Here is a 12,738-nt window from a genome sequence, read left to right as displayed (position 1 = left end):
CGCGCAGGGTGACCGGCCGCCCGGGTGAAAGGAGCGTAGATGAAGAGGTTTGAAATCGACAAGATACGGAACGTCGCCTTGATTGGTCACGGCGGAAGCGGAAAGACCAGCCTTGGAGAAGCCATGCTCTTCGTGTCGGGGGCGTCCAAGCGTCTGGGCAAGGTTGACGAAATGAATTCCCTGCTCGATTTCGAGCCCGAGGAAAGGTCGCACCGCCTCACCATCTCGACCGGAGTAGCCAGCTTCGAGTACCAGAAGAACAAGATAACGATCCTCGACACCCCCGGTTACGACGTGTTTCTCTTCGACGGCATGGGGTGTCTCCACGCCGCCGACGCCGCGATACTGGTGGTGGGAGGTGACGGCGACATAAAGTTCGAGGCCGAAAAGATGTGGGAGCAGGCGCTCTCCCTCGGCCTTCCCCGCGCCTCAGTAATCACCAAGCTCGACAAGGACAACACCTCCTTTGAAAGAACCCTCGAATACCTGCGCAAGCACTTCGAGGCCAATTTCGTGAAGATAATGCTCCCCATCGGAGAGGCGGCGGGTTTCAAGGGTTACATTGACCTCATCAAGAATAAGGCCGTCGCTTTCGCCGACGAATCCGGCAAGGGGGTCGAGGGGCCGATTCCCGCGAACCTCGCCGACGAGGCAGCGGCCGCCAGGGACGCCATGATAGAGGGCCTTGTCGAAACCGACGAAACCCTGATGGAGAAGTTCTTCGACGGGCAGGATATCTCCACCGAAGAGCTGTCCAAGGCCCTCCGGACCGGCATGGTTTCCGGCCAGATAGTGCCTGTGATGGTCGCCGTCGGTCCCAAGGCCATCGGCGCGACCGCCATCCTTGACGTGATCAATGCCGCCTTCCCCTCTCCGGCGGACCGCGCCCCCGTCGAGACGAAGGAGGGCGAGAAGCTCAAGGTCGACGAAAACGCGCCCCTCGCGGCCCTCGTCTTCAAGACAATTTCGGACCCCTTCGCGGGCAGGCTGAACCTCGTCCGCGTCTATCAGGGCAAGATGAGCGCCGATTCCACCTACTACAACGCCACCAAGGACGTGGACGAGCGCTTCGGCCAGGTCACGGCGCTCTTCGGCAAGGAACTGATCCCCCTCGGCGACGCGGGTCCCGGCGACATCTTCGCCCTGCCCAAGCTGAAGGAGACGATGACGGGAAACACCTTTTCCGACCGGAAAAAGGTTCTTCACATTCCCTTCACCGAGCCGCCGGAGGCCCTCATCTCCTTCGCGGCTTTCGCCAAGTCCAAGGGTGACGAGGACAAGCTGGGGCAGGGGCTCCGCCGCCTCCAGGACGAGGACCTGACCCTCCACGTCACGAGAAACGACGAGACCCACGAGCAGATAGTCTCCTGCATGGGGCGCCTCCACATCGACATCCTCTCCGAGAGGATGAAGCGCAAGTACGGCGCCGACATGGAGCTTAAAACCCCGAAGATTCCCTACCGCGAGACCCTCAAGGGCTCGACGAAGGTCCAGGGCAGGCACAAGAAGCAGTCCGGAGGCAGAGGGCAGTTCGCCGACACCTGGATAGAGATACGCCCCCTCCCGCGAGGAGAGGGTTTCAGGTTCGTTGACAAGATCGTCGGCGGCGCGATACCCCGCAATTACATACCCGCCGTCGAGAACGGCGTTAGAGAGCGCATGAAGAAGGGGGTTCTCGCGGGATATCCAGTCGTTGACGTGGAGGTCGCCCTCTTCGACGGCAAGTACCACGACGTGGACTCCTCCGAAATGGCCTTCAAGATCGCCGGTTCGGTGGGCTTCAAGAAGGGCGCGCTGGAATGCAAGCCGATCCTCCTTGAGCCGATTCAGGACGTTACCGTGCTGGTGCCCGACGAGAGTCTGGGCGACGTTATCGGCGACCTGAACTCCAGAAGGGGAAGGATTCTCGGGATGGACCCCGGCAAGGGCTGGCAGGCGGTTCACTCGCAGGTGCCCCTCGTCGAGATTCAGGAGTACGCCCCAGGACTTCGGTCGATGACATCGGGGCGCGGAACCTTTACAATGAAATTCGACCACTATGAGGAAGTTCCTGCACAGCTAGCCGAGAAGATAATTGCCGGATCCTCGGTAGAAGAGGATGAGGAGTAGCTATTGGCCTTGAAAGCGCGGAGTCTTCAGAAAAAGAGCGGGCTGTCGGGGAAGGCTTCCCCGACCCTCGTCGTGGCGGTGGCCGCCGCTTTACTCGGCGCTATCGTCGTCATGAACCTCTTCATCAAGGAGAAGCCCCCCGAGCGCTATCCGCTATCGAGCGCGAAGGAAGCCCTTTCGGTTTTGGGAAAGCCCAGGGCCAAGGCGGAGGTCCCTCCGGCCGCTCCCGCTCCCGAGGCGAAGCCCTCCGTGGAACCGGCCAAGGCTGCCGCCGAAGCGGTGAGGCCCGTGACGCCTCCTGCTCCAGTCAAACCGCCGGAGCCCGCTCCGGCCAAGGTCGCCACGGCTGCGGTTCCGAAGGAAGCGCCAGCGCCGAAGCCCGCACCCGCCGCTCCGGCGGTAAAACCTCCGCCCCCCGCGAAGGAAGCGGCCAAGCCGCTTGCCGTGGGCGGGGATTACGTCGTCCACGCGGGTATATTCCGCAGCCAGTTCTACCTCATCTCCCTCGAGGAGAGGCTCAAGGCGATGGGAATACCCTATTTCCGCGAGAAGGTGATGCGCAAGGGCGACGGCTTTCGGCTTTCGGTGGTCGGCGCAGACGCATCGAAGGCCAAGGATATCCTCGCGGCCAGCGGTTACGACGCGGAACTGGGGCAGGGAAGGGTCGATTCCTACTTTTTTCTCGACAAGGAGTGGGAAAAGGCGAAGTCCGCCCTCTCGGCGAAAGGGATAAACGCGACCGTCGAGAAATTCACCGGCGACGTGCCTATCTGGAGGCTTTACTGCGGCCCCTTCTCCGAAGGCGACGCGGGGCTGGTCCTCGCGAGGCTTAAGGAAAAGAACATAGACGACGCGAAGATTACCCGGCGAGCTAGATGACCCTTAGCGCAGTACCGCTGCCCGAAACCCTGAAAAGGGGGGTGGATCCGGCCTCTCCCCTCTCAACCAGGCTCGCTTTCGCCAGGGGCGACGTGCCGATGAGCGCCACCGAGAGGCTCGGCGTTCTCACCCACCTCGCCGCCGACCCCCACGGTGAGGTGCGAAAGACGGTTGACAATGCGATCTGCGCCCTCGAAACCTCCCTTATCGAGAAGGCTCTGGGGATAGATTCGCTCCACCCAGCGATAATCGACCTTCTCGCGACGCATTTTTCCAACGTCTCCCGCATCCTCTACAAGATCGTCTCCCACCCCAACATAAGCGAGGAGACGCTGCACCGCTTCGCGGGGAGCCGCGACCCGCAGCTTCTCCGCACGATAGCGGAAAACAATCCTTCGCTCGCAAACTATCCTTCGGTCATCGGGGAACTGCTGAGAAATCCCTGTCTCGGCTCAAAGATAGCCGAAGCTTTGCAGGAGACCTGGGGCGAAGGGCCCCTGTCGGAGATCGAGCTCGAAAGCTTCGCGGTGGAAGAGCCCCCGGCGGAGCCGGAGTGCGAATCGCCAGCCGAAGAGGTCTTCGCGTCTCCTGCCGAGGCCGCCGAAGTCGAAGCGGAGCCCTCCGTGGAGGAAGTTCAGGAGGAGGAAGAAGTTCTTCTTCCCGGCGGCGAGATCGACGAAGAGGAGGTCGCGAAGGCGGATATCTCGAATCTGCCCGACGAACTTCTGAAGGATATGACCGACTCGGGCTCGACCAACCTCTACAAGATCATCGGCAGTCTTTCGATAGCCGAAAAGATAAAGCTGGCGACCCTCGGGTCGAAAGGAGCGAGAAAGCTCCTCGCCAGGGACTCGAACAGAACGGTAGTCAACGCCGTGATAAGGAGCCCCAAGCTCCGCGAGGACGAGGTCCTTGCGATAGCGTCCGACAAGATCACCCCCGATGAGATAATATATTTCATACTCACGAAAAAAGAGTGGCTAAAGGAATACAGTCTCCGGCTGGCCCTCTCGCAGAATCCTAAGACCCCGCCGCAAAAGGCTTTCAGGCTCCTCGAAACCCTTTACGACAAGGATATAAAGCACATATCCAAGTCCAAGAACGTACCCCAGATCATCGCGCAGGCGGCTAGCAGGATCAGCCAGCGCAGGGAAAAGAAAAAGCACTAGGAAACCATGAAAAACTACTGCGAAACCCGTTTTCTGCGTCGCGTGCTCGCTCGAAACTCGCCTAACTACTTGTTATGTCTCGCTTCTCGCTGCGCGTCTCCTTGAAACCGGGTTTCTCGTTACGTTTTTCAAAGTTTCCTTGAGAAGGAGTAAGTTACATGGCGACACTGGTTTCCATTAACATAAGCGATAAAAAGGGGATGAGAAAAACCCCGATTCCGGCGGTACTCATAACCTTTACCGGCCTTGCGGGCGACGCCCACTCCGGCGACTGGCACAGGATGGTCAGCCTCCTCGCCGAGGAGTCGATAGACAAGATGCGCGCGATGGGGCTTGACGTGAAGGCGGGCGATTTCGCCGAAAACCTCACCACGCGGGGGCTCGATCTCCTCGCCCTGCCGCTCGGCTCGAAGATCAAGGTCGGCCCGGTGCTCATGGAGATAACCCAGCACGGCAAGGAGTGCCACACGCGCTGCGCGATCTACCATCAGGCGGGCGACTGCGTCATGCCCAAGGAAGGGATCTTCGCGAAGGTGCTCAGCGAGGGCGAGGTCAAAAACGGCGACGAAATCGTCATCGTAAAGGGAGAGTGAGGATGGAGTGCAGATTCAGGGTGGGGGTTCTTACCCTCTCCGATAAAGGGTCGCGGGGCGAGCGCGAGGACCTTTCCGGGGCGCTTATAAAGGAGCTTCTTTCCACCGGCCCCTTCGACCCCGCCCTTTACGAGGTCATACCCGACGATGCGGGAACGATAGTAGAGAGGCTGGTGCAGTGGGCCGACGTTGAGAAGGCCGACCTGATACTCACCACGGGCGGCACCGGGCTCGGGCCGAGGGACGTGACCCCCGAGGCCACGAAATCGGTGATTAATTTCGAGGTTCCGGGGATGGCGGAGGCTATGCGGGCGGCGAGTATGTTAAAGACCCCCCACGCCATGATCTCGCGGGCGGTCGCAGGAGTACGGGGAAAGACCCTGATCGTCAATCTGCCGGGAAGCCCCAAGGGAGTCAGGGAGAATCTTGAAGTCATACTTCCGGCCTTGCCCCATGCTCTTGAAAAATTAGCGGGAGATCCGTCGGATTGCGCCAGATAACTATCGGCATTTTCACGAAGGCTGGAAACCCCTTGTAGGATGGGCTTTAGCCCATCGGTCTACTAGTTGTGTAGGGTGCTGTTAGCCGCGAAGCGGCGTAACGCACCGGATTTGTGTGCTCCGCACGTTTACGGCTAGCGGGGCTTGGCGCGCCCCGCACCCGCGCCCCACTTTTTGTCGAAAAAGTGGGGCAAAACTCGGCCCGGAAGGTTCCGCTCGCTCTTCGAGCGACCGGTCGCTGCGGCGGGGGCGTGAGGGGGCACTCGTTCGCTGCGCTCACTAAGACCCCCCCGCCGCCCTTTCCGCCTTAAGCTCCCTGCGTCACCTACGGGCCACGGGGAGGACGAAGTGAAGGCTCGGCCAAAAACGGGATAATGAAATGTTTTTGGACTCGAAGGTAGATTGTCTACACGTATTCTTTGAATAGTTGTAAACAAATTACCTTCGAGCCGATAAGAGAAAAAGCCCGCCTCTTATCGGCGAGCCTTCTTTTCGTACCCAACGCCCTCCGGCGCCAGGGAGCGAGGGTGTTCCGAGCGCGCCATGAGCCCGTGGCGATTTGCGCGCTCGCCGAGCGACGAATGAGCGCCTTGGCGCAAAGGGGGCGCGCCTTTCTTCTCCCCCATCTTCTTTTGGCGCTAAAAGAAGATGGGGTCCGGGCGCGGGGCGGATAGCCCCGCAAGCTGTAAAACGGCGGGCCGAGCCCGCCCTTCCTAAATTATATTCCCCTTTTCCAGTAGTCCGTCGTCTGCGGCGAGGATCAGCAGTTCCCTAGCATCCTCGGCCTCTTCGACCGGCACGACCAGTTCGTAGACGCCCATGCCGACCACCGCCGGATAGGGGGTGATGGTCATGTCTCTTACGACCACGTCCAGACCCTCCTCTTCCAGAAGGGATTTCGCGGTCTCCAGCTCGACAGGGTTCCCGGTCCGGTAGATGATCTCTACGTCGCCGTCCATCACGGAACCAGCGTCTGAAGGCTCAGCCCCTCGGCCATGCCGTAGCCGAGCATCAGGTTCATGTTCTGGATGGCCTGCGTGCTCGCTCCCTTCGCCAGGTTGTCTATGACGGAGAGGATGACGAGCCGGTTGCAGGAGGGGTAGTCGCGCACCCCCATCATGCAGCGGTTGGTGCCGCGCACGAAGGCGGTGTCGGGCAGTATGTCCTTCGGGGCGACCTCGACGAAGGGGGTCTTCTCGTAGAACTTCTTCCAGATGTTTTCCACGTCCGCCCGCTTCACGCCCCTGAGGGGGGTCGCGTAGATCGTCGCCAGCATTCCCCGCGTCATCGGTATGAGGTGGGGTGTGAAGACAACCTTCACCGGCTTTTTCGCCGCCGCCGAGAGGTGGGACTCGATCTCGGGGGTGTGGCGGTGGGAGGCGACCTTGTAGGCCTTCAGGCTCTCGTTGGCCTCGCAGAAGTGGGTCGTCTGGTTCGCGCCGCGCCCCGCGCCGGAGACGCCGGATTTGGCGTCGATTATTATGGAATCGGGGTCGATCATCCCCTCCTGTATCAGGGGAAGGAGCGGCAAAAGGGAGGAGGTCGGGTAGCAGCCGGGGTTCGCCACCAGCCGGGCGGACTTCACCTTTTCCCCGTAGATCTCCGAAAGGCCGTAGACGGCTTCGCGGCAGAGCTCGGGGTGGGGGTGGGGGCCGTAGTGGGCCTCGTACTCCTCGGGGTCGGAGAAGCGAAAGTCCGCCGAGAGGTCGACGACCCTTTTCCCGAGGGCGAGGAGCTTCGCCACCACCTCCGCGCTGGCCTCGTGGGGCAGGGCGGTGAAGTAGAAATCGGCCTTTTCGAGCACCTTTTCGTCCTCGTGGTTCTCGAAGACGAAAGGCAGGGGGGAGAGACCGGGGTAGCAGTCGTAGAGAGGCTTGCCCTCGTACTGGCGCGAGGTGATGAGGGTGATGCGAACACCCGGATGGGCGCAAAGGACGCGGAGAAGCTCCGCCCCGGTGTAACCGCTTGCGCCTATGATGCCGACTCTGGTCATTGTAGCCTCCGTAAACAAAAAGAGCCCCGCGAACGGAGCCCTTTTTTAAAGAATAAGCGTATCTGCGGGATCTTAACGCTTGGAGAACTGGCAGCTCCTGCGGGCCTTGTGGTGGCCGTACTTTTTCGTCTCGACGATACGGGCGTCGCGGGTGAGGAGCCCGGCCTTCTTCAGCGTGTCGCGAAGCTCGACCTCGGCTTCGAGGAGGGCGCGGGCGATGCCGTGGCGGACCGCTTCGGCCTGCCCGGTGTTGCCGCCGCCGACAACGTTGACCTTGACGTCGTACTTCGCAAGCCTCTCGGTTATGGCGAGAGGAGTGAGCACCGCGCGCTGGTGCGCTTCGCGGGGGAAGTGCTGCTCCAGGGTGCGGCCGTTGTTTATGACTATCTTGCCTTCGCCCTCGGAGAGGGTGACGCGGGCGATAGAGGTTTTTCTCTTGCCGGTGGTTCTGATGTCGCTCATATGAATTCCTCCGCCCTACACGTCAAGGGGTCTGGGCTGTTGGGCCGCATGGGGGTGCTCGGCGCCGGAGTAGACCTTCAGCTTGCCGAACATCTTGCGGCCGAGGGGATTCTTGGGAAGCATTCCCTTCACCGCTATGCTGATGACTTCTTCGGGCTTGAGGGCCAGCATCTCGCGGGCGGAACGTCCGCGAATGCCGCCCGGATATCCGGTGTGCCAGTAGTACATCTTCTGATCGAGCTTGGAGCCGGTAAGACGGATCTTCTCGGCGTTGACGACGACGACGAAGTCGCCCGCGTCGGTGTGAGGCGTATATGTGGGCTTGTGCTTGCCGCGCAGTACCGAAGCGATCTTGCTGGCAATGCGGCCCACGGGCAGACCTTCAACGTCGACCACGAACCACTCGGGATTGACGGTCTGCGGTGTAGCCATATAGCTTTTCATGACCTTAAAACCTCATTAAACGGTAATTTAGCACGCCCCTCCCGCGTCACAAGCTTCGAGGAGCTTTGAAGCATGCCTTTATATCCGAAGAAAAAAAGCCGCGCAAGGGGAAATTGCCGTAAAACTTCACCCGCCGGGGAAAATCCATTTTACTGCTGCCATTGACGGGATGCCCACCAACTGAATAAACTGTCGAAGTTCGGGAAAACCGTGAGAGTTCCCGTCGAAGGAATTCCTTGACGGTAAGGCAAGGCAGTTCCTTAAGCTTTTAATTTGGCGAAACAGCTTCCCGTCAGACGAGGAGCCGCGCAGCGCGGGGCGAGGCAGTAGCAGCGCTACGGCGAGCCCCAAGCGAGCACGCGACGACGTATCACGGGAAGATCTTTCGCCAACGGAAGGATAATGGATGTCGGAAACAAAGGGAGAAGAAAAGAGCGTCAGCAGGCTTGGCGAGAGGGTCAGGGCCGAGCTCGCGGGGATAACCCTCCTGCTTGCCGCAGTCTTTCTCGCCTCCGCCATCATCACCTACAACTCCGCCGACCCCTCCTTCAACAACGCCGGGACCGCGGGGCCGGTACCGCAGAATGCCATGGGGCTCTTCGGCTCCTACGTCGCGGACCTCCTTATCCAGATTCTGGGGCAGGCCTCCTTTCTGATACCCATAGCGCTCCTGGTCTTCGCGGTGCGCTACATAATCCTCCGCCCGATACGCTACCCAGGCTGGGTCGCCGGGGGGTACGTCCTTATAACCCTTCTTTTCGCCACCTTCTCAAGCCTCTTTTTCGGCGAGATACACTTCGACCGCGACGCTTTCCCGGCGGGGGGCGCGTTAGGCGAGCTTCTGATGCGGGGGCTGATCTTTATCCTGAACCGCCCCGGCGCGTACCTTGTCGTTGTCACAGGCCTCGTCTGCTCCCTCATCTTCACCGTCAATTTCTCCCTTTTCGCCTTCGGCGGAAGGCTAAGGGACAAGACGGTCGAGCTTCTGGCCCGTTTAAGGGAGTGGAGGGCGACGAGAAAAGAGGAGAAGGCGAGGGAAAGGGAGTTAAAGGAGGACAGGGCCGAGATACGGGCGGCGGCTGTCAAGAAGCCCCCGAAGATCGTCTCCGAAAAAGAGCCCGTCCACCACCAGAAGGTTCAGGAGACCTTCGACTTCGTGCGGGAGGTGGACGGCTACAAGCTGCCCCCCCTCGACATCTTCGAGGCGCGGCAGGGAGTGGGCAAGGGGCCCGATCAGGAGACCCTGCTCATGGCCTCCAAGCTGCTGGTGAAAAAGCTGCAGGATTTCGGGGTCGAGTGCATGGTCGAGACTGTCCACCCCGGCCCCGTCGTCACCATGTACGAGATAAAGCCCGCCGCGGGAGTGAAGATAAACAAGATAGTTAACCTCTCCGACGATCTCGCGATGGCCCTTCGCGCCCAGTCCATACGCATAGTCGCCCCCATTCCCGGCAAGGACACCGTCGGCGTGGAGATACCCAACGCCGAGCGCGACATTGTTCTTATCAGCGAGATACTCAACTCCCAGCTTTTCAGGGGGTCCGAATCTCTCCTTACCATAGCGATGGGCAAAGATATCGCGGGAAACCCCGTGGTGGCCGACCTCGCCCGGATGCCGCACCTCCTCGTCGCGGGCGCGACCGGCTCCGGCAAATCCGTCGGCGTCCACTCGATGCTGGCCAGCCTCCTTGCGCGCGCCACACCCAAGGACGTGCGCTTCATAATCGTCGATCCGAAGATGCTGGAGCTCTCCGTCTACGACGACATCCCCCACCTCCTCCTCCCCGTCGTCACCGAGGCGAAGAAGGCCGCCGTGGCGCTCAAGTGGGCGGTGGTGGAGATGGAGAGAAGGTACCGGCTGATGGCCGAGGGTGGGGTGCGGAACATCACCTCGCACAACAAGAAGGTGGAAAAGCTGCTCAAGACCGGCGACGCCTCCCCCGACGAGAAGTGCGCCGAACACCTTCCCTACATAGTAGTCATAATAGACGAGCTTGCCGACCTCCTCATGGTCGCAGCCAAGGACGTCGAGGAATCGATAGCGAGGCTTGCGCAGATGGCGCGAGCGGCGGGCATACACCTTATTGTCGCCACCCAGCGCCCCTCCGTGGACGTCCTCACCGGCATGATAAAGGCCAACTTCCCCGCCCGCATCGCCTTTCAGGTGGCTTCGAGGGTAGATTCAAGGACGATTCTCGACTCGATGGGGGCCGAATCGCTCCTCGGCGGCGGCGACATGCTCTTTTTGCCCCCCGGCACCGCCAAGATAAACCGCGTCCACGGCTCCTACGTCAGCGAGCAGGAGATAACGCGGCTTACCGCCTTCCTCCGCCAGCAGGGGACTCCCGATTACAACGACCAGATTCTTGCGGCGGACGAATCCGGGTATTACGATGACGGCGAGGGAGAGTTCGATTCCCTTTATGATGAGGCGGTGCGCTTCGTCACCGAGGCGGGGCAGGCCTCCACCTCGATGGTGCAGCGAAAGTTCAAGATCGGCTACAACCGCGCCGCCAACCTCATAGACATGATGGAGCGCGAAGGGGTAGTCGGCCCCAACCGAGGCGCGAAACCACGCGAAGTTCTGGCCCAGAGGGTCTGAGGATAAAATGATCAAGAAGTTCCTGCCCCTGTGCGGGCTTTTGCTGCTTGTCCTGGCCCCTTCCCGCGTCTCCGCTTCGGGCGAGGACTCGGCGGCGCTGATCCTGAAAGCTTACGAGGGCGTCTCGGACCTTAGCGCCCGCTTTTCGCAGATAACCGCCATAGAGACCACCGAGATCGAAAAGACCACCTCCGGCAACGTCTTTTTCAAGCGCGGGGGGAAGATGCGGTGGGAGTACGAGGGCGCGGACCCCCAGCTCATAGTGAGCGACGGGAAGGTCCTCTGGTTCTATCAGGTGCGCGACCGCACCGCCGTCAGACGCGACACCGCGAATCTTCCCCCTTCGGCAAAGGTCGCCCTCGACCTCCTAGGCGGTCTTCGCGACGCCGGAAAATACTTCGAGCAGTCCTCCTGCGGCGAGGGGTGCCTTGAGCTCAAGCCCAAAAAGACCGACCCGGATCTAAAGCGCCTTGTCGTGCGCCACGGAACTGAAGGCTTTATAACCTCGGTCACCACCGAAAACGCCCTCGGGAACATCACCAAGGTCGAATTTTCCGAAGCGAAGAAAAACACCGGCGTCAAGGACGCGATATTCACATTCACCCCGCCCGAAGGGGTAGAGGTAGTGGACGAAAACGGAGAAAAGAATTGAAGAAGGTCGGTCTCATCAGCCTCGGCTGCGCAAAGAACAGGGTAGACGCCGAGCGTATCCTCGGCGGCCTCGTCGCTCGCGGCTTTGAGATAGCGGAAGACCCGGCCGAGGCCGAGGTGGTCATCGTGAACACCTGCGGCTTCATCCGCGATGCGGTCGAAGAGTCGGTGGAGGAGATACTCCTCGCCGCGAAATTGAAGATTGAGGGCAACTGCAAGATCCTCGCCGTCTCCGGCTGCCTCTACAAGCGCTACCCGGAGATGAAGGAGGAGCTTTCGGAGGTCGATTTCTTTTTCACCCCCGAGGAGATAGACAAAATCCCCGAAACGCTCTGCGGAAGCAAGGGCGCGGTAACTTCCACGGTCCATCCCGCGAGGCTCCTCACCGCTCCCCCCCACAGCGTCTACCTGAAGATCGCCGAAGGATGCTCGAACCGCTGCACCTTCTGCACGATTCCGATTATCAGGGGGGATTTTCACTCCTTCCCCCCGGCGAAGCTCCTGGAGGAGGCGCGCTGGCTCGCCGGGCAGGGCGCGGTAGAGGTCAACCTCATAGCGCAGGACACCACCTCCTACGGGCTGGAGATCGGAAGGCAAGGGGAACTGGTGAAGCTCCTGAAAGAGCTCTCCGCCATCGACGGAATCGAGTGGATACGCCTCCTCTACGCCTACCCGAGGGCGCTGCCGGACGAACTTCTGGAACTCCTCGCCGAGCCGAACAAGATTCTCCCCTACATCGACGCCCCCATCCAGCACGCCCACCCGAGGATACTCAAGGCGATGGGCAGGAAGGTCACGGCGGGCGAGACGGCCGAGTTCTTCAAGCGGCTCAAAAAGCAGGTTCCCGGAATAGTCCTTCGCACCACCGCAATAGTAGGCTTTCCCGGCGAGACTGAGATGGAGTTCGAGGAGCTTTTGCGCTTCGTCGAGGAGGTGCGCTTCCACCACCTCGGGGCGTTCGTCTACTCCCCCGAGGAGGGCACAGCCGCCGAGAAAATGAAGGACCAGATAGACCCCGAGACGGCCTGGGAGCGCCACGACACCCTGATGAAACTGCAGGCCGAGCTCAGCTACGAGCGCAACCTCGATTTCGTCGGCAGGGAACTGCCCGTTCTTGTCGAGGGGATAGACGAGGAGGGGGAAGTGGTCGGCAGAACCTACGGCCAGGCCCCCGAGGTGGACGGCATAACCCGCCTTCGGGACTACGGCGACCGGATAATCGAGGTGGGAAGCTTCGTGAAGGCGAAAATCGTCGAGGCGGAGCCGTATGATCTGGTGGCCGAGGTTTTGTGGCCCGATGAAAACGGTTAAATTGTCTCGAACTTAAAACATCGCG

General features: G+C 60.7%; 12 protein-coding genes. 8 read left to right on the top strand and 4 right to left on the bottom strand.

Features of this window, described 5'->3' with window-relative positions:
* The first annotated feature begins 39 nt into the window (after nt 1-39).
* The 5 genes from EPN96_01395 to EPN96_01375 all read left to right on the top strand — a co-directional run bounded on the left by EPN96_01395 (nt 40) and on the right by EPN96_01375 (nt 5,250).
* The gene (locus EPN96_01395) at nt 40-2,109 is read left to right on the top strand and encodes an elongation factor G (GenBank protein ID TAL18450.1); all 2,070 of its coding nucleotides are present in this window, start codon (nt 40-42) and stop codon (nt 2,107-2,109) included.
* Nucleotides 2,110-2,112: 3 nt separating this feature from the next.
* The gene (locus tag EPN96_01390) at nt 2,113-2,988 is read left to right on the top strand and encodes a hypothetical protein (GenBank protein TAL18449.1); all 876 of its coding nucleotides are present in this window, start codon (nt 2,113-2,115) and stop codon (nt 2,986-2,988) included.
* Nucleotides 2,985-4,157 (top strand): hypothetical protein, encoded by a 1,173-nt coding sequence (locus tag EPN96_01385; protein TAL18448.1) that lies wholly within the window; start codon nt 2,985-2,987, stop codon nt 4,155-4,157. Before EPN96_01390 ends, EPN96_01385 begins: the two co-directional genes overlap by 4 nt.
* Before the next feature lie 158 nt (nt 4,158-4,315).
* Nucleotides 4,316-4,750 carry an MOSC domain-containing protein gene (locus EPN96_01380; protein ID TAL18447.1) on the top strand — a complete coding sequence of 145 codons (435 nt, stop codon included), beginning with the start codon at nt 4,316-4,318 and terminating at the stop codon, nt 4,748-4,750.
* Between the two features lie 2 nt (nt 4,751-4,752).
* Nucleotides 4,753-5,250 (top strand): MogA/MoaB family molybdenum cofactor biosynthesis protein, encoded by a 498-nt coding sequence (locus EPN96_01375; GenBank protein TAL18446.1) that lies wholly within the window; start codon nt 4,753-4,755, stop codon nt 5,248-5,250.
* Between the two features lie 713 nt (nt 5,251-5,963).
* On the opposite strand, the gene EPN96_01370 is transcribed toward EPN96_01375, so the two are convergent.
* The 4 genes from EPN96_01370 to EPN96_01355 all read right to left on the bottom strand — a co-directional run bounded on the left by EPN96_01370 (nt 5,964) and on the right by EPN96_01355 (nt 8,149).
* Complete coding sequence (locus tag EPN96_01370; GenBank protein ID TAL18445.1) at nt 5,964-6,209, bottom strand: DUF2007 domain-containing protein; 246 nt, start codon at nt 6,207-6,209, stop codon at nt 5,964-5,966.
* Nucleotides 6,209-7,243, bottom strand: coding sequence for an N-acetyl-gamma-glutamyl-phosphate reductase (locus tag EPN96_01365; protein TAL18444.1), 1,035 nt, complete (start codon nt 7,241-7,243; stop codon nt 6,209-6,211). The genes EPN96_01370 and EPN96_01365 overlap by 1 nt, the downstream gene beginning before the upstream one ends.
* A 72-nt stretch (nt 7,244-7,315) precedes the next feature.
* A complete protein-coding gene (locus tag EPN96_01360) occupies nt 7,316-7,705 on the bottom strand; it encodes a 30S ribosomal protein S9 (GenBank protein ID TAL18443.1) in 390 nt (129 codons plus the stop codon).
* A 15-nt stretch (nt 7,706-7,720) separates the two neighbouring features.
* Nucleotides 7,721-8,149, bottom strand: coding sequence for a 50S ribosomal protein L13 (locus EPN96_01355; protein ID TAL18442.1), 429 nt, complete (start codon nt 8,147-8,149; stop codon nt 7,721-7,723).
* 406 nt (nt 8,150-8,555) lie between these two features.
* Between EPN96_01355 and EPN96_01350 the strand changes: the two genes are divergently transcribed.
* Genes EPN96_01350 through rimO form a run of 3 tightly spaced genes read left to right on the top strand, consistent with a single transcriptional unit; the run spans nt 8,556 to nt 12,713 of the window.
* Nucleotides 8,556-10,751 (top strand): DNA translocase FtsK, encoded by a 2,196-nt coding sequence (locus tag EPN96_01350; protein TAL18441.1) that lies wholly within the window; start codon nt 8,556-8,558, stop codon nt 10,749-10,751.
* A 7-nt stretch (nt 10,752-10,758) separates the two neighbouring features.
* Nucleotides 10,759-11,403 (top strand): outer membrane lipoprotein chaperone LolA, encoded by a 645-nt coding sequence (gene lolA, locus EPN96_01345; GenBank protein ID TAL18440.1) that lies wholly within the window; start codon nt 10,759-10,761, stop codon nt 11,401-11,403.
* Nucleotides 11,301-12,713, top strand: coding sequence for a 30S ribosomal protein S12 methylthiotransferase RimO (gene rimO, locus EPN96_01340; GenBank protein ID TAL18439.1), 1,413 nt, complete (start codon nt 11,301-11,303; stop codon nt 12,711-12,713). Before lolA ends, rimO begins: the two co-directional genes overlap by 103 nt.
* Nucleotides 12,714-12,738 lie beyond the last annotated feature (25 nt).

It is taken from the genome of bacterium (assembly GCA_004322275.1).
In the GTDB taxonomy this organism is placed as follows: Bacteria; Desulfobacterota; Deferrisomatia; order Deferrisomatales; family BM512; genus SCTA01.
This window is presented reverse-complemented; position numbering and strand designations above follow the sequence as displayed.